Raw genomic sequence first — 18427 nt, 5'->3', positions numbered from 1 at the left:
CGCAGCGCCCCGGAATTCTGAAGAGCAGAATATGTTGGAGCTCACACAACGTCCTTCCGTAGAGTCAAGCCACGCCAAAAAACTGTTCTGACCTACAAAGGAGGCCGACGTGTCCATCAGCGCCGAGAACACGACCCATGAATCAGTGGCCGCCGGGCTTACCGTCCCGGAGCCGACCCCGGAAGAGGCTGCCCAGCTTGAGCAGCTCTACAAGGACTTCGACAAGGAGAACCTGATTCCGCTGTGGACCGAGATCGGTGACCTGATGCCGATGGTCCCCACGCCCAAGGCCGTGCCGCACGTGTGGCGCTGGAACGACCTGTACCCCCTGGCTGCCCGCGCCGGTGACCTGGTACCCGTTGGCCGGGGCGGGGAACGCCGCGCCATTGCGCTGGCCAACCCGGGCCTGGGCGGCACCGCCTACGCAACCCCCACGCTGTGGGCGGCGATCCAGTACCTGGGCGGCCGGGAAACCGCGCCGGAGCACCGGCACTCCCAGAACGCGTTCCGCTTCGTGGTTGAAGGCGAAGGCGTCTGGACCGTGGTGAACGGCGATCCGGTCCGGATGTCCCGCGGGGACTTCCTGCTGACCCCCGGCTGGAACTTCCACGGCCACCACAATGACACCGACGAGCCGATGGCCTGGATCGACGGCCTGGACATCCCGTTTGTGCACTACGCCGACGCCGGGTTCTTTGAGTTCGGCACCGAACGCGTCACCGACGAGGCCACGCCGGACATCTCCCGCGCCGAACGGCTCTGGGCCCACCCCGGCCTGCGCCCGCTCTCCGGACTCGATGACACCACCAGCTCCCCCATCGCCGGCTACCGGTGGAAGTACACGGACGCCGCCCTGCGCGAGCAGCTGCTCCTCGAAGACGAAGGCCACCCCGCCACCGTCTCCCAGGGCCACGCCGCCGTCCGCTACACCAACCCCACCACCGGCGGGGACGTGATGCCCACCATCCGGGCCGAGTTCCACCGCCTCCGCGCCGGCGCCGCCACCGAGACCGTCCGCGAGGTCGGCTCCAGCGTGTGGCAGGTCTTCGAGGGCACCGGCACCGTGGTCCTCAACGGCGAAACCAAGCAGCTCGCCAAGGGCGACCTGTTCGTGGTCCCGTCCTGGGCCGCCTGGTCACTCCAAGCCGAATCAGAGTTTGATTTGTTCCGTTTCAGCGACGCACCCATTTTCGAGCGCCTGAACTTCAACCGCACCTACATCGAAGGACGCACCAAGTAATGAAACTCCTCACCCTCCGCCTCGACAACGGCACACGCACGACGGCGGTCCGTCAGGACGGCGATACCCTCACCGAGATCCCCGGGTTCGCCGACGTCGGCGCCCTGCTGCAGGACCCCGCCTGGGAAACCACCGCCGCGGCGGCCAGGGGCGCAACGTACCCGCTCGACGGCGCTGACCTTGCCGCCGTCGTGCCTTCCCCGGGAAAGATCATCTGCGTGGGCCACAACTACCGCAACCACATCAAGGAAATGGGCCGGGAAGTCCCCGAGTACCCCACCCTGTTCGCCAAGTACGCCGAATCCCTGATCGGCCCCAACGACGACCTTGCCCTGCCGCAGGAATCGGACACCGTGGACTGGGAAGCCGAGCTCGCGGTCGTCATCGGCAAGCAGGGCCGCCGCATTTCCGAAGCTGACGCCGCGGACCACATCGCCGGCTACGCCGTCCTGAACGACGTGTCCATGCGCGACTACCAGTTCCGCACCATCCAGTGGCTGCAGGGCAAGACCTGGGAGAAGTCCACCCCGTTCGGCCCCGCCCTGGTCACCAAGGACGAATTCACTCCCGGCCCGCTCATGACCTCGGCAGTTGATGGCGACGTCCAGCAGTCCACCCCCACCTCGGACCTGGTGTTCACCCCCGAATTCCTGGTCTCCTACATCTCCACCATCATCACCCTGAACCCGGGCGACGTGATCGCCACCGGCACCCCCGGCGGTGTGGGCCATGCGCAGGACCCCAAGCGGTACCTGCAGGAGGGCCAGGTCCTGGTCACCACCATCGAGGGCCTGGGCCAGCTGAAGAACCGCGTGGTCAAGGAAGCCTGATGGTTGCCCGCCACGACCAGACCACCGACCCGGTGCTCCTGCAGTCCCTGTTGCAGGCGCGCCGGGGCACGGCGTTCTTTGCCCGCAAGCTCAATGAGCTTCCCGATGCAGAGCTCGACGGCGGCAGCCTCCTCCCCGGGTGGACCCGCCGGCACGTCGTGGCACACGTGGGCTACAACGCCCGCGCCATCGCCCGGCTCATCGAATGGGCCGCCACCGGAGTGGAAACCCCGATGTACTCCTCCCCGGAGGCCCGCAACCACGAGATCGAGTTTGGGGGCACCCTCTCCCCCATCGCCCTGCGGCACCTGTTCGACCACTCGGCCGTGCACCTGAACGTCGAGTGGCGCGACCTGCCCGCAGACGCCTGGCACCACAAGGTCAAGACGGCGCAGGGACGGACCGTTCCGGCCGAGGAAACCGTGTGGATGCGCACCCGCGAAGTCTGGCTGCACGCCATCGACCTGGACAACGGCGCCACTTTCAAGGACATACCGGCACCCGTCCTGGAACGGCTCCTGGGCGATATCACCGGAGCCTGGCACACGCGCGGCACCGACGCCGGGCTCCTGGTTAAAGTCACCGGCACCGATCTGGTGTTCGGCGACACGAATGCCGCCGACCCGACAGTTGTCACCGGGCCGCTGCCCGCCGTCGCCCAATGGGCCGCCGGGCGCGGCTCCCACGGCGTCACCGCCACCGGACCGGGCGCCGCGGGAGGCGTCCTAACCGCGCCGAAGTGGATCTAGGCACGGTCCTGTTAGCAGCAAAAGAGAAAGCCCCTTTAGTAAGGGGCTTTCTCTTTTTGCGTTCTCCGCCGTTCAGAGCCTGGTGTCGAAGGAGCCGCAGAACACGTTGTCGTTGAACGTGCCCTGGAACGCGGACTTCCCCTGGATCTTTTCAATGGTGGCCCGGATGGCCTCGCGGGACCCTGCGTGGGCGTGGATCGCCGTCTTGACCATCGGCACATCGATCAGGTGGTTGGGCTGGTTGAGCGAAACAAACACCGTGGGAACCTCGGTGACGTACCACGGGATCTCCGCGGCCATCGGCGAGGACCACTTGATCCGGATGGCTGCCTCCTGGGCGAAGCCCTTGACGTTGGCAAAGACAAACGCGGCATCGTACTTGTCCGCGTAGTCGCCGGTGGCTTCCTCGGACAGGACCCGCATGAAGTTCATGCCTGTCTCGCCCGCGGCTTCCCGCTGCTCCGCGGTCTTGAAGACGTGGACCTCGAAGCCGGCGGCCTCAAGTTCTTCCTTGACCGTGTCCAGGTAGGCCAGCGGATCAGCGCGCGTGAAATCAGCCCCGCCGGAAATGCCGTACAGGCGGATCCGGGGATGCGTCTGCGGCGTAATGGGCAGGTTGTTCGCGGTGTCCTTCACCAGGGTGACGGTCTTGTCGGCGATCTCCGCCGCTATGGCCCGGTGTTCCCCGCTGCCGATCACGGCCAGCGCTTCGGCAGGAGGAACGAGCTGGTCCGCCGGCGTGCGATGGAGGCCCAGGGACGCCTTCAACCCGAGGATCCGCCGCAGCGCATCGTGCAGGCGCTGTTCGGTGATCACCCCGGACTTGAATCCGTCCAGCATGTACTGGAAGTCCTCCGCGGGATTGCGGAAGAACAGGAACATGTCACAGCCGGCCGCGATGGTGGCCGGCACCAGGTCCTTGCGCTTCATGGCCTGGGTGAGCCCCACCATCAGCGAGGCGTCCGTCAGGACCAGGCCGTTGAAGCCCAGTTCGCCGCGGAGCAGGTCCTGCAGCAGCTCCGGGGACAGGGTGGCGGGCAGGATGTCGGCATCCGCCAGGCCCGGCCGGAAATGCCGGGACAGCTCCGGCGCGCCAATATGCCCCACCATGATGGACTGCACGCCGTGGCCAATCATTTCCCGGTACACGTGGCCGTAGGTCCGGTTCCACTCCTCGTAGCCGAACGTGTTGTAGGAGGTGACAACGTGCTGGTCCCGCTCGTCCACGCCGTCGCCGGGGAAGTGCTTCATGGCGCACACCGTGGGAGATTCGCTGATGCCGTCGAAGTACTCCTTGGCCCGCTCCACCACGATCTCCGGGGTGTTGCCGAAGGCGCGGGTGGAGATCACCGTGTTCCGCCAGTTGTAGTGGATGTCCACGATCGGTGCGAAGGCCCAATTGCAGCCCAGCGCCGCGGTTTCCACCCCGGCAACCTGCCCCATCTGCCGGGCGATGGCCTTGTCCGGGTGGGAGCCGGCCTGCAGGTGCGTGGACACGAACGTGCCGTCGTCACAGCTTCCGGCTCCCCCCATTTCCGGGTTGGAGGCCACCAGCAGCGGGATGCGCGCCTTGGACTGTGCATAGCGGATGTGCTCCTGCACAGCAGCCGAGGGCCCGGGCCGGTAGCGCATGCCGCCCACGTGGAAGTTCTCCAGCACGCCATCGAGGTACTCCGGGGAGTAGTCGTTGTTGTGGTTGATGAACAGCTGGCCGATCTTTTCCTCGAGGCTCATGCCGGCCAGGGTGGACTCCACCCAAGCGACCGCGTCGCCGTCGAGATTAAACGGCGCAGCCTGGAGGTCGACGTCGAACTGTCGCGGCCGGGTCCCGGGGGCACCGGCGCTGCCGGCAGCGTCAGGGCTGGCTGTGCTGGAACGTGCGACGACGGCAATTCCGGCCAGAGCCTCCCGCACCACCTCGTCGACCTGGGCAGCGATGTCGACGACGATGCCCGCCTCGTCAGCCTCCAAGGGTTCCAGCGTGGCGAGCTGGGAATCAAGGAGGGCGGGCGGCATGAAGTGGCCGGTACGCCCTTCGGTCCGCGCCCGCAGGACCTCTTTGCTGCCGTGCAGGTGCAGGAAGATGGTGTCCGGTGCCTGCTGGCGGATGGCGTCGCGGTAGCTGCGGCGCAGCGCGGAGCACGCCAGGACCATACCGCCGTCGCCTGCGTTGGCAAGCTCGGTGCCCACCGTGGCAAGCCATGGCCAGCGGTCGTCGTCCGTCAGCGGGGTGCCCGCCGCCATTTTGGCGACGTTCTCCACGGGGTGGAGGGAGTCGCCGTCCAGGAACGGCACTCCAAGTTCGCGGGCCACGAGGTCGCCGATGGTGGTCTTGCCGCAGCCGGACACTCCCATCACGATGATGCGGAGGTTGGGGTGCCCTGCGGCAGGTGCTGTGGTTTCGGGTGTGGACGTATTCACCAGTCGTGGACCGTTCCATCGATGAGGCGGTTGTAGGGCAGGTAGGCCTGCTGGTACGGGAACGCGGCTGCGGCTTCCTCGTTGAACTCGACGCCGATCCCGGGCTTGTCCCCGGGGTGGAGGTAGCCATCCACGAAGGTCATGGACTGCTCGAAGACCTCGTTGGTCTTGTCCGAGTGCTGCATGTACTCCTGGATGCCATAGTTGTGGATCGCCAGGCCCACGTGCAGCTGCGCAGCGAAGCCCACCGGGGAAATGTCCGTGGGGCCGTGGAAACCGGACTTGATCTGGTACTGCGCGGCGAAATCCATCACCTTCTTCAACGGGGAGATCCCGCCGAAGTGCGTGGACGCGGCCCGGACATAGTCGATCAGCTGTTCCTTGATCAGGGTCTGGTAGTCCCACACCGTGTTGAAGATTTCACCGATCGCCAGCGGCGTGGTGGTGTGCTGCCGGACCAGGCGCAGGCCCTCCTGGTTCTCCGCCGGGGTGCAGTCCTCCAGCCAGAACAGGTCATACGGCTCCAGCGCCTTGCCCAGCTTCGCGGCCTGGATCGGCGTCATCCGGTGGTGCCCGTCATGCAGCAAAGGGATCTCCGGGCCGAACTCGTTCCGGACCGCCTCAAACACGGTGGGCAGGTGCCGCAGGTACGCCCGGGTGTCCCAGTCCTCCTCCACCGGGAACGCACCCCGCCCGGCGGGCTCGTAGTCATACCGCTCCCCCGAAGCCTGCGCCTGGGCGGCCACACCGTAGACGGCCTTGATGCCGGGGACGGCGGTCTGGATCCGGATCGACTTATACCCGAGTTCCAGGTGTTCGCGGACGGAGTCGAACAGCGACGGCAAGTCAGCACCGGACGCGTGCCCGTACGCGCGCAGCCCGTTCCGGGACGCCCCGCCCAGGAGCTGGTACACCGGCATCCCGGCCACCTTGCCCTTGATATCCCACAACGCCATATCCACCGCAGCGATCGCAGCCATCGTCACCGGGCCCCGCCGCCAATACGCCGACCGGTACAGGAACTGCCACGTGTCCTCGATCCGGTGCGCGTCCTTGCCAATCAGCAACTGCGCCACGTGCTCCTTCAAATACGCGGCAACAGCAAGCTCACGCCCATTCAACGTGGCGTCACCAATACCGGTCACACCATCCTCGGTAGTAATCCGGAGCGTCACGAAATTCCGGGAGGGACTGGTCACGAAGACATCGGCGGCAATGATTTTCACAGCAGAACCAGGCTTTCTTGTTGAGTGGTAGCGGTACGTTGGGCTGACGGGAATGGAATGTTAGTTGAAGGTGGCTGCCGGGGGTTTGGCGGCGGCAGCGTAACCGCCGTCGGTGCCATCGGGGCTGCCGGCGGCACTGCCGGTTGACCCGGCGTCGGACTCGCTGCTGGTGCGGCGGGCGCGTATTTCCGTGAGGATCCGGGCGTGCAGGGCGTCCGTGAGCTTGTACTTGGACATCACCAGGACGGCCAGGATGGTGAGAACGGCCGGCATGGCGCCTGCGGCCACCTGGATCCCGAAGACCGCGTCGGCAGTCTGCGTGGCACCGGACTTGTACCCGCCAAGCGCCAAGGCGTACGCGGCGAGCGCGCCGCCCACTGCCTGGCCGGTCTTGCGGGTGAAGGAGAAGAGCGCGTAGGTGATTCCTTCGGTGCGGACGCCGGTCTTCCATTCGCCATATTCCACCGTGTCGGCTTCCAGGGCCCACACCACGATGTTGACGGCGAGGACGCCCGCCAGGCTGAGCAGCAATCCGCTGAAGCCGATCCAGACTTGGCTGGCAGGAGTGAAGAAGATGATGGTGCCGCCAACGACAGTCAGCAGCGACGAGTAGATGTAGACGCGCTTTTTGCCGATGCTGCGGACCAGCCGCGGCATAAAGGCTGCCAGGGCGAACGTCAGGACCAGCTGCGCGATGGACAGGACCGGGTAAAGGTCCAGCCGGCCCAGGACGTCACGCAGGTAGTACAGCTGCACGGAGGTGAGGGCCAAGTAGCCGGTGAGGAAGAAGAATGAGCTCAGGCACAGCATCAGGAGGGGCTTGTTGGTCTTGAGCGTGTCCATGCTCTGCTTCAGGGTGACGTTCGGAACGGCGCGGTGGACGCGTTCCTTGGCGGTCAGCACGGTGAAGAAGTAGAGGGCAGCGCCGATCACCACGAAGACCAGGGTGATGGTGGTGAAGGTTCCCTGCAGGTCAGCACCCGGCTTGATCAGCGGCGCCACGAAGATGCCGAGGGCGGAACCGACCAGGAGCGCACCCACCATGCGGGCGGAGCCGAGTTTGGCCCGCTCGCCCGGGTCCTGGGTCATGGCCCCGGCGAGGGAGCCGTAAGGAATGTTGACGAGGCTGTACGCCAGGCCGAGGGCCGCGTAGGTGACGTAGGCGTAGAGCAGGGTGCCGGATTCGCCAAGCTGCGGCACGGAGAACGTTGCCACGCTCAAGAGGAGCAGCGGGATGGAACCGAACATGATGAAGGGCCGGAATTTGCCGAACCGCTTGCTGAATGCGCGGTCCACAACGCGGCCGGCGAAGACGTCGGCGAAGGCGTCGAAGATCCGGACGGCCAAGAGCAGGGTGCCTGCCGCAGCCGCGGAAATCCCGGCAACATCCGTGTAGTAGACCAGCAGGAACATCGTGGCCGTGGTGAAGGCGAGGTTGTTTGCGGCATCGCCGGCGCCATAGCCGACGATGCTCATTTTGCTCAGCTTTTTCATGGTGTGGGCTCCTTTACCCGGGTGCCGTCCCCGTGGAACCGGCAAAAACGTGGAACCAGATGGCAACAAACGGCAACCGGTTGCCATGCAATTTACTTGAAACTTCATCAGCACACAACAGCCCGGGTCCCGAATGGTTCCGGGACCCGGGCAGGAGTACGTGTTTGTCCACGGCTACCGCGGGACAGCAGCCCGCGGTTGAAAAGTCCCACACAGGCCTTCGATCAACTCCACTGCGGCGGCGTCCCCGGCGAGGGCAGGGTCCACCAAGGCCACGAGGGCACGGATCCGCTCCCTGCCGGTCAGTGAGTTCGCTGCTGCCACCTCGCCGGCAAGCGGATCCTGAACCGGGCCGCCAACCGTGTAGTCCAGCCACGCAGCGATCATCAGCGCAGCGGCTGCGCCCGACCGCCCGGCGGCACGCTCCGCCAGTATCACGGGGACGGCCCTCATCCGCAGCTTCGTGCTGCCGTCCATTGCGATCTGCGCCAAGTGGTGGGCAATCCGGGCGTTCCGGAACCGCGCCAGCAAGGCGGCGCGGTAGGCCGGGATCTGGAGATCGACTCCATCACCCTCCATGTCCCTCAAGTTGGTTTCGGCCTCGTCCCAGAAGGCCTCCACCGCCTGCAGGCAGCGCGGGTCCGCCAGGGCCTCCGCCACGGTGGTATGGCCGCGGAGTTGGCCGGCATACGCGAGCAGGGAGTGGGCACCATTCAAAAGCCAGAGTTTGCGGTTCTCATAGGGTTCGATGTGGTCCACGAACACGGCACCGGCGTCTTCCCAGTGCGGACGCCCGGCGGGAAAGTCCCCGCTGAGCACCCAGTTGGCGAAGGGCTCCGCCACCACCGGCGACGTGTCGCGGTAGCCACAGGCGGCCTGGACGGCCGCGATGTCAGCCTCCGTGGTGCGTGGTGTTATGCGGTCCACCGAGGTGCTGACAAAGCTGACGTTGGCATCGATCCATCCGGCCAGGTCCGCGTCCCAGGCTTCGGCCATGCCCGTGATGGCGTGGTGGGCGATGCTGCCGTTGTGGGCGAGGTTGTCGCAGCAGACCACGGCGAGCGGTCCTGCAGAAGCAGCCCGGCGGGCGGCAAGGGCGAACACGAGGCGGCCCAGCGGCGTCGTCGGTTGTCCCTTGCCGGATGCGAGCAAGGCGAGGTCGGCAGCCACGTCGGGCGCGGTGCGGTCCAGCTGGCCGTCGGACCCGATGCCGTAGGCGGCTTCCGTAATCGTCAGCGTGATGACGGCGGTACCCGGGGCGGCCACCAGATCCGCCAGTCGCCGCACGTCGGCGCCGTCCACGGCCTCCACGATGCTGCCGACAACCGCAAAGGAGTCCCCGCCGTCGGCACGCTCAACCAGGGTGAACAAGCCGTCCTGCGCTGCGAGCGCCACGGCAGCATCAGGCCGCCGTCCGGTGAACGCCGCGATACCCCACTCGGCCCCGTCACCGGCATGCTGGGTGTACCAGGCCTGGTGCGAGCGGTGGAACGCTCCGAGTCCAAGGTGGACAATCCGGACCGGTGCCTTCGGAGCGTTGACCAGCGACCGGTTCAGCACGGGAACTTCTGTAGCGCTCACAGCTTGAAGACCCTTCGCGGGGATGAATCCACGATGTCCACGATCAGTTCACGGGCGCGTTCTTCGCTGATGCGGTGCTCGGCTACCAGGCGTGCCAGGAAAGCCGACTCGATCCGGCGTGACGTGTCGTGGCGCGCCGGGATGGAGCAGAAGGCCCGTGTGTCATCGATGAATCCCGAGGAGCGTGAGAAACCGGCGGTTTCCGTCACCGCTGCGCGGAAACGCAGCATGGCATCCGGCGCGTCGAGGAACCACCACGGGGCACCGATGTAGACGGAAGGGTAGAATCCCGCCAGCGGCGCCAGCTCCCGCGAGAACACCGTCTCGTCCAAGGTGAACAGCACCAAGTGGAAGTCCTTGGCCGTGCCGAAGTCCTGCAGCAGGGGCCGGATGGCCTCGGTGTAGTTCACGGCGAAGGGAATGTCGTGGCCAGTATCCGCGCCGTATGCCTCGAACGTAGGGCCATGGTGGTTGCGGTACGAACCTGGGTGGATGGTCATGACCAACCCGTCCTCCACGGACATCCGTGCCATCTGGTACATCATGTGGGCTTCGAAAGCGTCGCGGTCCTCCGGCGTCGCATTCCCCGCCCGCGCACGCTCGAACAGCCGTTCCGCGTCGGCGTGCTCCAGCTTCAGGGTGGCCGGTGTGCGGACGCCATGGTCGGCGGACACGGCCCCGTTCTCCACAAAGTGGCGGCGCCGTGACTCCAGCGCACTGATGTAGCCGGCATACCCCGAACCGCCCCCGCCGGCAGCAATGAGCCGCTCCACATTGTCCTGCCAGGCCGGATGGGCGATGTTGAGGTACTGGTCCGGCCGGAAGGTGGGCAGGACGCGCCCGGCGAAGGCCTGGTCCTTGGCCAGGGCCGCGTGGCTGTCCAGCGTGTCCAGCGGATCATCGGTGGTGGCCAACACCTCGATGTTGAATTCCTTGAACAGCTGCCTGGGCCGGAAGCCGGGTTCGGCAAGCTTGGCCGAGATCGCGTCATAGATCCGGTCGGCGTTCTCGGCCGTGGGCTCCTGGTGCACACCGAACACGTGCTCGAATTCCTGCCGGATCCAGTATCCGGAAGCCGTTCCCTCAAAGGCGGGCCATGCGGCACAAAAGTTGCGCCAGACCTGCCGGGAGTCCGCGGCGGAGCTGCCCAGGCCCAACTGGTCCATCGGGACGCCGCCCGCGTGGACCAGGCGGGTCACGTAGTGGTCCGGGGTGACCAGCAGCGCGGCGGGATCCGGAAAGGGCAGGTTTTGTTCGATGACCCCGGCATCAACGTGTCCATGCGGGGAGATGATCGGGAGGCCGGCAACGAGGTTGTAGAGCGAACGGGCAATCTCCCGCACGCCGGGTTCTGCGGGCAGGAGCCTGTCAGGGTGGGCTGCTATTGAATGCGCCATGGCGTCAGCGCGCCCCGGCCCCTGCAGTGAGCCCGGCGATGGCCGCCGTACGCCGCAGGTAGTCAAGATTGCCGGCAGTGCGCTCAGCAAGGGGCAGCTCCGTGGAGAAGTCTTCCACCGTCACCCAACCGTCATAGCCATGGGCCGCCAGCGCCTTGAAGTATTCGAGGACGCTTCCCTGTCCCGACTGGAGCGGCGCCCACTCGTTGCGGAACACGGCTGCACCGGATTCGTCCGTTGTGTCCTGGCGGACCCAGACGGCGTTCTTGACATGGATGTGTGCCAGGTATTCCCCCAGCAGTTCGAAGGCAGGAAGGTAGTCTTCCTGGCCCTCGATCAGCAGGTTGCCGAGGTCGTGGATGACCCCCACGTGCCGGGGGTCCAGGCCCTCCAGCAGGCGCCGCGCCGAGGACGCCGACGCCGTGATGGTGCGGTGGTGCAGCTCCACGAGTGCCTTGACGCCGTGGTGGGCGGCCCGTTCAGCCACCCATTCGAAGTCACGGCGCGCCGCCTCGAACAGGGCCGGATAAGGAATCCCGCTGGGCGCCTCAGTGCCCCATTCCGCCGTTCCCAGCGGAAGTGTGGTGACGCGGACCTGGCCCGCGCCCAAGGCGGCCGTAGCTGCCAGCATGCGCTCGACGTCGTCGTGGTTGTCGCACCGCGCGTAGCCGCCTATTCCGGAGAACTCCAGGCCGGCGTCGCGGGTGATCGTGGCAACCCGCCCCAGGTTGTCCTCAAGGCCGGTCAGGGGGATCGTCGCTTTGTTGCCGGCCCAGAAACCGGGTTCGGGCGCCTCGGCCTGGTCCGTGATCCGCCACTCGATGCCGTCCCAGCCTTGGCCCGAAAGGTGGGTTACGGCTTCCTCGGGAGTCCAGTCGGGCGTGGACGCTGTGAATACTGAAAATTTCATTGCTTCAGGCGCTTTCTGTCGCAGTGGAGCCGGTGCGGACCTCAAGGTCGTTGTACTTGCCGGCCAGGACGTCGTCGAAGAGGACTGCCTGGTTGAGCGTGGCGGACACGTAGACGGCACGCACGGTGGCCAGGGCGTTGACTGCATCGCTGACGGTGACGCCGGGCCGGCGGCCTTCGGTGATGGCCCCAAGGATGTCGCGGTACTGGCGGATGTGTCCGGCCGGGTACACCGTGGGGTCCTTGGCCTCGTAGTCCTCTGCCGGGTACTTGGCCAGTTCTTCCTGCGCCTGGTTGCCTCCGCCCTGCAGCCCCATGTCCGCGGAAGGGCCGCCGTCGTCCTTGGCGTGGAAGTAGTGCAGTTGGTCGTTGTCCACCACGGCGGAGCCTTCCGAGCCCATCAGCTGCACCCGTACCGTCAGGCCAGGGTATGCGGCGGTGGTGGCGTGCAGCACTGCCAGGCCGCCGTTTTCGAAGGTCACGGTGGCGACGGCGGTGTCCTCCACCTCGATCCGTTCGTGTGCCAGGCGGGCTGTGTGCGCGTGGATTTCCACGGGCCTGCCCATGAACCACAGCAGCAGGTCAACGGTGTGGACGCCCTGGTTCATCAAGGCGCCACCGCCGTCCATTGACCAGGTGCCCCGCCAGTCACCGGAATCGTAATAGCCCTGCCCGCGCCACCAGGCAACAGAGGCTATGGCAGAGGTCAGCCGGCCGAACCGGCCTTTGGCCACGGCGTCCGCAACCGCAACGCTGGCCTGGTCAAAGCGGTGCTGGCTGATGACCGAAGCGACCACCCCGCGGCGGGCGGCGTCATTCGCTGCCGCCTCGATCTCCTGCGCGCGGCTCAGGTCCACGTCAAGGGGTTTTTCGATGACAACGTGCTTGCCGGCCGCGAGGACTTCCAGGCCCTGCTGGATGTGCAGGCCGCTGGGGGTGGCCAGCGCCACCAGGTCGATGTCCGTCGCGGCAAAGGCGTCCGCGATGGACGCGTGCACGGAGGGCCTGGGGCGTCCGCTCTTTTCGATGAAGTCGGCAAGGGCAACAGCGGCGTCCGGGATAGCGTCCACCAGCGCCACAATGCTGGCCCCGGGGAACTCCTGCAGGGCAACCGCGTGGGTGCGGCCGATGACGCCGCAACCCGTGATGGCAACCTTCAACGTCTCACTCATACTGTCTGCACTCCTGCTTCCGCTGTGACTTTTGCAAAGGCCCGGGCAGCAATACCGAAAGCTGTGGGGCCGGAGAAACCGCCGAGGCCGTGGGCGCCGGCAAGATGCGGCTCCAGGGAAGCGAAGCCGGTGAAGCCGTCGGCCTTCAGCGCTTCGACGGTGCGCAGCACGTCGCCGTCGCCCTCCCCTGCCGGGACCACATGTCCGTTGGAGAACAGGGCATCCTTGACCTGGAGGTATTCCAGGTGCGGGCGCAGCTTCGCGTAGGCCTCGTCAAAGGGCTTCACGCCCACCTGCACGAAGTTGGCCGCGTCCCACGCCACTTTCAGCGCAGGCGAGCCTACGCTTTCGATGATGTCCAGCACGCGGTCCGGAACGTCCCCGAAGATGTCTTTTTCATTTTCGTGCAGCAGGACCACGCCCTCTTCTTCGGCGACGGCGGCGAGCGCGCGCATCCGCTCGATGACGGCGTCACGGATGCTCTCCACCGGAACGGACTCGCCGTAATAGAAGGAGAAGATCCGGATGTACTTTGCACCCAGGACCTTGGCAGCATTTGCTGCCCGCCGCAGGCGCTCCACTTCGTGTTCCACGGGGAGGCTGACGTCCACCTTGCCGATCGGAGAGGCAATCGCGGAAACCTGCATGCCCTTGTCCTTGAGCAGCCCGGCGAGTGCCGCGAGCTGGTCATCGGACAGGTCCACGATGTTGGTGCCCCACGCGCTGCGCACCTCGATGTGATTGGCACCGAGTGCCTGCAGCACCGCGATCTGCACGGCGGGGTCGTCGTCGATTTCGTCTCCGAATCCGGACAGGGCCCACGAGACCTGGGTGGCTGGAACCATGGTTACTTAACTCCTCCGGCGGTGAGTCCGCCCACTAGATAACGCTGGAAAATCAGGTAAAGAATGACTACGGGGGCGGCACATACCAGGGCCGCTGCCATCATCTGGCCGTAGAACGGAATGGCGCCGCCTTCCTGGGAAGCACCGAAGATCTGCAGTGCCACTGCCGCGGTCTGGCTTTCCGGTCGGGTCATGACGGAAGCAAACAGGACGTCATTCCATCCCAGCAGGAAAGCGAAGATGCCGGAGACCACGATGCCGGGCCAGCTCAGGGGAAGGATGATCCTGAACAGCACGCCCAGGTTGCTTGCGCCATCGATCCTTGCCGCTTCCTCGAGTTCCTTGGGAAGCCCGCGCAGGTAGGTGACCATGACCCAGGTGGAGAACGGCATGGCGAACGTCAGGTAGGTGACAAAGAGTCCCCATTGGGTTCCGATGACCTGGATGCCCAGGTAGGTGGAGGCCGAGGAGAACAGGACGAACACCGGCAGCACCATCAGGGTCCCCGGCACTGACTGCAGTGCAAGGAGGCCGCGCAGGATGGTGAGGCGGCCCCGGAAGCTGTAGCGGACCAGGACGAACGCTGTTGAGACGGACAACGCTGCGGACACAACTGCCGTTGCACCCGCCACCAGGACGCTGTTGGCAAGTCCCGTGGCCAGTCCGACGCTGGTCCAGATCTTCGAGTAGTTCTCAAGGGTGAAGCTCGAAGGCCAGAATTCGCCGTTGGCCACACCGATGTCCGAGTTCACGGACGCCAGGAAGATGTAGAACACGGGAATCAGGACCAGGGCCCCGAGGAACACCAGGATGATCGCGAGCAAAGGCCCCGGGAGCAGCCGCAGGACTTCGTGCTGGCGCTTGGATCCCGGACGCGGCATGTCCGCGGTTGCCGTACTCCGCCGGGTGGCAGTGGAGGTGCTCATTTCTTGGCTCCAGGTGACTCGGCGTCGTCGAGCTTGACGGCGCGCAGGTAGACAAACAGCGGAATGGCGATCAGGACCAGGGAAACGAAGGCCATGGCAGCGCTCAGCCCGAAACGGAAGCTTTGGAAGCTGGTGACGTACGTAAGGATCGGCAGGACTTCCACGTCTGCAGGGGCCGGAACTCCAAACAGGACGTAGGGAAGCGTGAAGTTGTTGATGTGGTGCAGCATGCCGATCAGGAACGCGAGCGCGAGCGGTCCCTTCAGGTAGGGGAAGATCACGTAGCGCAACTTGTTCCACCACAGTGCGCCGTCCAGCGCTGATGCCTCGTGGACCTCATGGTCAACGGACTGCAGCCCGGACAGTGCGAGCAGGTAGATGAAAGGCCAGGAAGCCCAGATCTGGACCAGCACCAGCGTCCAGAAGGTCTGCGGTCCGTTCAGCCAGAGGCCAGCCTCGATGCCGACGGTCCCCAGGGCCTTGTCCACGATGCCGTCCGGCTGGAACATGGTGCGCCAGATGGTCGCCACCACGAACGACGGGAGCACGTAGGGGATCAGGAAGATGGACCGGATCACGGCCCGTCCCTTGAACGCGTTCTGCGTAGCGACGGCGGCAGCTATGCCCAGCGGCAGGGTCACCACCATTGCCAGCAGGGAGTAGCTGACGCTGAGCCAGGTGGCGTGGAGGAGGGGTGAGGAGGTCAGGGCTTCGACGAAGTTTTCGACGCCGATGAAGGGCGAGCTGACCCACTTGCGGAGGGTGTACTGGTCCAGGTTGAGGGTGGACATGTAGATGCCCAGCAACAGCGGCAGGACGATGATGATGATCATCAGCGCTCCGCCCGGGATCAGCATCCACAGGGGTCGGTTGCGTTCGCTGAGGCCTTTGCGTCGCGGGATTTTCTGCCCGCCCGGCTCGTGGCCGGCTACGTCAGCGGTGGAGTGTGCCGCCCGGCTTGCGGCGGACTCCGCCGCAAGCCGGACTTCATTGGAAGCGTCGGTTGACATCAGAACTTATCCCTTGGAGGCCCGGTCCAGGGAAGCCTGGCCCTTGCTCTGCGAATCCTTGATGCGTGCTTCGAGGGCTGCACTGTCCACCTTGCCGGCGGCAAGGTCCGGGACGGACTGGACCGTGACGTTCAACAGGCCAAGCTGGATGTCTCCCCAGGCTCCCGTGAAGGGCGTTGCCTTGGACTTCGCGGCAGCGTCGGTGATGGGCTTGAGCTTCGGGTTTCCGCCCAGCTCCTTCAGGGCCTCCGCGTTGGCCGGCAGGTCACCGAAGATCTTCTGGTAGTTCAGCTGCTCCTCTTTGGAGGTGATGAGCTTGATGTACGCGAAGGCCAGGTCTTTCTCCTTCGAGTAGTCCGCTACCACCAGGTTGTCGCCGGACAGGATGCTTGCTGCGTCCTCATTCTTGGAGCTGGACTCGCCCGGAGGGGTGGTAGGCATCAGCGCGTACTCGTACTTGCCCGCGACGGCTGATTTCTCAAGGGTTGGCAGGGAGCTTGAGGTGGTCATCATCAGGTAGCCGGCCTTGCCGCTGGCAAAGGCCGCAACGGCGTTGCTGTTGTTCCAACCCACGGAGGCCGGGTCAACGATCTTGTCCTCCGTCAACCAGCCGAAGTAGGTTTCGTAGGCCTTCTTGACGGTGGGGTCATCAAGCTTGAGCTTGTTGCCGTCCACGATCGGGTTGCCCGCCTGGACGGCCATCGCCCAGATGAACTTCCAAGGGTCGAAGTTGTCCTTGTATCCGGTGGCCAGGCCGTAGACGCCGTCCTTGGTCATCTTCTTCGCCTGCTCCGCGAGCTCATCCCAACTGGTGGCGGGCTTTTCAATTCCGGCGGCAGCCAGCAGTTCCTTGTTGTACGCCATCACGAACGGACGGCTGACGAACGGAATGCCGGCCTGGTTCTGCTCGTCCGGGCCGGAGATCCCCAGCGCAGCCTTGTTGAACCGGTCCTTGCCGCCCACCTTCTTCCAGTCGTCGTCGGACAGGGTTACAAATGCCTTTGTGGCGTAGGCAGTCGGCGTGAAGGTGGTGCCCAGGCCGTAGATGTCGGGGCCCTGGCCTGAGACAACCGACGTCTGGATGCGGGTGAGCTCATCGTTGGCCGAGGCAAAGGTCTCGAATTTCACCTCGGCACCGGTTTCGGCCTTGAACTTGGCGGCGATGTCGCTTTGCCACTGCTTCTGCTGTTCCGGGTATTGGCTCAATACACCGACGAGGACGTTGAGGGTCTTGCCCGTTCCGTCCACCTTTCCGTCAGCGTTTGTTGAAGAGTCAGTAGTGCCGGAGCCGCCGCCGCAGCCGGTTAATGCCAATGCCGCAGCCGTAACGATTGCCGCGAGCCCGGAAGACGATTTAAACCTCATTGTTTTCTCCTCTTGGACACCCACATGGCCACAACGTCTAGTGGCGCGCATCACTGCAGGCGATTCGGAACTCAGTCTAGGGAGCTGGCAACTCGTGCGGCAAGCGGTTGCCAAAAGTTGCCAAAAGATGTTTCCATTGAGTTACCGCGATTCCACCGTGGATGAAGGACCGGGTACTTTCTCGGCACGAAAGGACTGGGCCAATGACTGCGGAAACGACGGGATCACGCACCGAAGGGGCGGGGGAAGGACGCGCGGCCGCGGAAAAACTTCCAACAATCCGGGACGTCGCCCAACTCGCGGGAGTGGCCACATCAACGGTTTCGCGGGCGCTCTCCAAGCCCGACCGGGTCAACCGCCACACCAGGGAACGCATTGAGGCGGCGGCGGCGCAGCTGAACTACGTGCCCAGCTCGCAGGCGCAGGGGCTGAGCTCGGGGCGCACCAACGCCGTCGCCGTCCTCGTGCCGGACATTACGAACCCGTTCTACTTCGACATCATCCGCGGCACCCAACACCAGCTCAAGGCGGCGGGGTATACGCAGCTCCTGGTGGATACCGAGGAATCCAACGAAATGGAGCTTGAAGCGCTTCACAAGATGAGGCGGTCTGCCGACGGCTTCATCCTTGCGGCCTCGCGTTTGACCGATGCGCAACTGGCCGAGGTGTCCGAGACCCAGCCGCTGGTGACGATCAACCGGGCGTCCACCAGCGCTCCCACGGTGGTCATCGACACGCCCTCCGCGATCATCCAGGCCCTGGAGCACCTTGCGTCGCTGGGCCACCACCGCATCTGCTACGTCAGCGGCCCGCCCACATCCTGGTCCAACCGGGCGCGGTGGAAGGTCTTCGAGGAGGAATCATCCAAACGCGGAATGGAGACCCACCGCATCGGTCCCTTCACGCCCAAAACCACCTCCGGTGCAGCTGCGGCAGACGCGGCGGTACGCACCGGCGCCACGGCGTGCATCGTGTTCAATGACCTCCTGGCAATCGGAATGCTCCAGCGGCTTCGTGAGCGCGGAATCCGCGTACCGGAGGACATCAGCATCGTCGGATCGGATGACATCTTCGGAGCGGACTTCTGCAACCCCCCGCTGACCACCATCGCCAGTCCCATCGAGCAGGCCGGCCGCGTGGCGGTATCCATGCTGCTTTCCCAGCTCAATCCCGTTCCCGGCCGCTCCAGCCGGCAGCTTGCCGTGATGCCCACGCACCTTACGGTGCGGGCATCCACGGGGCCTGCACGGGCTTGATCGGGG

15 protein-coding genes are annotated in these 18427 nt (G+C 65.4%); 4 read left to right on the top strand and 11 right to left on the bottom strand.

What is annotated here, in order from left to right; all coding sequences use genetic code 11:
• The first annotated feature begins 109 nt into the window (after positions 1-109).
• From KTR40_RS03275 to KTR40_RS03265, 3 genes are read left to right on the top strand one after another with little or no spacing between them, the layout of a single operon-like run.
• Positions 110-1240: a cupin domain-containing protein gene (locus KTR40_RS03275; protein ID WP_228405260.1), complete on the top strand. Its 1131-nt coding sequence runs from the start codon at positions 110-112 to the stop codon at positions 1238-1240.
• Positions 1240-2070, top strand: a complete 831-nt coding sequence (locus tag KTR40_RS03270; protein ID WP_228405259.1) for a fumarylacetoacetate hydrolase family protein — start codon at positions 1240-1242, stop codon at positions 2068-2070. The genes KTR40_RS03275 and KTR40_RS03270 overlap by 1 nt, the downstream gene beginning before the upstream one ends.
• Positions 2070-2819: a maleylpyruvate isomerase family mycothiol-dependent enzyme gene (locus KTR40_RS03265; protein ID WP_228405258.1), complete on the top strand. Its 750-nt coding sequence runs from the start codon at positions 2070-2072 to the stop codon at positions 2817-2819. The genes KTR40_RS03270 and KTR40_RS03265 overlap by 1 nt, the downstream gene beginning before the upstream one ends.
• 72 nt (positions 2820-2891) lie before the next feature.
• On the opposite strand, the gene KTR40_RS03260 is transcribed toward KTR40_RS03265, so the two are convergent.
• The 11 genes from KTR40_RS03260 to KTR40_RS03210 form a co-directional block, all read right to left on the bottom strand.
• Entirely contained in the window at positions 2892-5174 is a 2283-nt protein-coding gene (locus KTR40_RS03260) for a gluconokinase, GntK/IdnK-type (RefSeq protein WP_228406011.1), read from the bottom strand.
• 62 nt (positions 5175-5236) lie between these two features.
• Entirely contained in the window at positions 5237-6466 is a 1230-nt protein-coding gene (gene manD / locus KTR40_RS03255) for a D-mannonate dehydratase ManD (protein ID WP_228405113.1), read from the bottom strand.
• A 60-nt stretch (positions 6467-6526) separates the two neighbouring features.
• The gene (uidB, locus tag KTR40_RS03250; RefSeq protein ID WP_228405257.1) at positions 6527-7960 is read right to left on the bottom strand and encodes a glucuronide transporter; all 1434 of its coding nucleotides are present in this window, start codon (positions 7958-7960) and stop codon (positions 6527-6529) included.
• Positions 7961-8134: 174 nt separating this feature from the next.
• Positions 8135-9541: a mannitol dehydrogenase family protein gene (locus KTR40_RS03245; protein ID WP_228405256.1), complete on the bottom strand. Its 1407-nt coding sequence runs from the start codon at positions 9539-9541 to the stop codon at positions 8135-8137.
• Positions 9538-10938 carry a glucuronate isomerase gene (gene uxaC, locus KTR40_RS03240; RefSeq protein ID WP_228405255.1) on the bottom strand — a complete coding sequence of 467 codons (1401 nt, stop codon included), beginning with the start codon at positions 10936-10938 and terminating at the stop codon, positions 9538-9540. The genes KTR40_RS03245 and uxaC overlap by 4 nt, the downstream gene beginning before the upstream one ends.
• A 4-nt stretch (positions 10939-10942) precedes the next feature.
• On the bottom strand, positions 10943-11848 hold the full coding sequence (locus KTR40_RS03235; protein WP_228405254.1) for a sugar phosphate isomerase/epimerase: 906 nt from the start codon (positions 11846-11848) through the stop codon (positions 10943-10945).
• A gap of 4 nt (positions 11849-11852) precedes the next feature.
• On the bottom strand, positions 11853-13019 hold the full coding sequence (locus KTR40_RS03230; protein WP_139027952.1) for a Gfo/Idh/MocA family protein: 1167 nt from the start codon (positions 13017-13019) through the stop codon (positions 11853-11855).
• Complete coding sequence (locus tag KTR40_RS03225) at positions 13016-13864, bottom strand: sugar phosphate isomerase/epimerase (protein WP_139027951.1); 849 nt, start codon at positions 13862-13864, stop codon at positions 13016-13018. Before KTR40_RS03225 ends, KTR40_RS03230 begins: the two co-directional genes overlap by 4 nt.
• A 2-nt stretch (positions 13865-13866) precedes the next feature.
• Positions 13867-14790 (bottom strand): carbohydrate ABC transporter permease, encoded by a 924-nt coding sequence (locus tag KTR40_RS03220; protein ID WP_139027950.1) that lies wholly within the window; start codon positions 14788-14790, stop codon positions 13867-13869.
• Positions 14787-15800: a carbohydrate ABC transporter permease gene (locus tag KTR40_RS03215; RefSeq protein ID WP_139027949.1), complete on the bottom strand. Its 1014-nt coding sequence runs from the start codon at positions 15798-15800 to the stop codon at positions 14787-14789. The genes KTR40_RS03220 and KTR40_RS03215 overlap by 4 nt, the downstream gene beginning before the upstream one ends.
• A gap of 6 nt (positions 15801-15806) precedes the next feature.
• On the bottom strand, positions 15807-17165 hold the full coding sequence (locus KTR40_RS03210) for an ABC transporter substrate-binding protein (RefSeq protein WP_171058908.1): 1359 nt from the start codon (positions 17163-17165) through the stop codon (positions 15807-15809).
• Between the two features lie 203 nt (positions 17166-17368).
• On the opposite strand from KTR40_RS03210, the gene KTR40_RS03205 reads away from it, so the two are divergent.
• The gene (locus tag KTR40_RS03205) at positions 17369-18421 is read left to right on the top strand and encodes a LacI family DNA-binding transcriptional regulator (RefSeq protein ID WP_139027948.1); all 1053 of its coding nucleotides are present in this window, start codon (positions 17369-17371) and stop codon (positions 18419-18421) included.
• The last annotated feature ends 6 nt before the right edge of the window (positions 18422-18427 follow it).

It is taken from the genome of Pseudarthrobacter sp. L1SW (assembly GCF_020809045.1).
Lineage (GTDB): Bacteria > Actinomycetota > Actinomycetes > Actinomycetales > Micrococcaceae > Arthrobacter.
This window is presented reverse-complemented; position numbering and strand designations above follow the sequence as displayed.

Bases quoted from the DNA above. Each gene is read 5' to 3' on its own strand.
- uxaC (WP_228405255.1), bottom strand. From the start codon at position 10,938: ATGGCGCATTCAATAGCAGCCCACCCTGACAGGCTCCTGCCCGCAGAA.
- uidB (WP_228405257.1), bottom strand. From the start codon at position 7,960: ATGAAAAAGCTGAGCAAAATGAGCATCGTCGGCTATGGCGCCGGCGAT.
- KTR40_RS03230 (WP_139027952.1), bottom strand. From the start codon at position 13,019: ATGAGTGAGACGTTGAAGGTTGCCATCACGGGTTGCGGCGTCATCGGC.
- KTR40_RS03270 (WP_228405259.1), top strand. From the start codon at position 1,240: ATGAAACTCCTCACCCTCCGCCTCGACAACGGCACACGCACGACGGCG.
- KTR40_RS03205 (WP_139027948.1), top strand. From the start codon at position 17,369: ATGACTGCGGAAACGACGGGATCACGCACCGAAGGGGCGGGGGAAGGA.
- KTR40_RS03265 (WP_228405258.1), top strand. From the start codon at position 2,070: ATGGTTGCCCGCCACGACCAGACCACCGACCCGGTGCTCCTGCAGTCC.
- KTR40_RS03210 (WP_171058908.1), bottom strand. From the start codon at position 17,165: ATGAGGTTTAAATCGTCTTCCGGGCTCGCGGCAATCGTTACGGCTGCG.
- KTR40_RS03260 (WP_228406011.1), bottom strand. From the start codon at position 5,174: ATGGGAGTGTCCGGCTGCGGCAAGACCACCATCGGCGACCTCGTGGCC.
- KTR40_RS03220 (WP_139027950.1), bottom strand. From the start codon at position 14,790: ATGAGCACCTCCACTGCCACCCGGCGGAGTACGGCAACCGCGGACATG.
- KTR40_RS03215 (WP_139027949.1), bottom strand. From the start codon at position 15,800: ATGTCAACCGACGCTTCCAATGAAGTCCGGCTTGCGGCGGAGTCCGCC.
- KTR40_RS03225 (WP_139027951.1), bottom strand. From the start codon at position 13,864: ATGGTTCCAGCCACCCAGGTCTCGTGGGCCCTGTCCGGATTCGGAGAC.
- KTR40_RS03235 (WP_228405254.1), bottom strand. From the start codon at position 11,848: ATGAAATTTTCAGTATTCACAGCGTCCACGCCCGACTGGACTCCCGAG.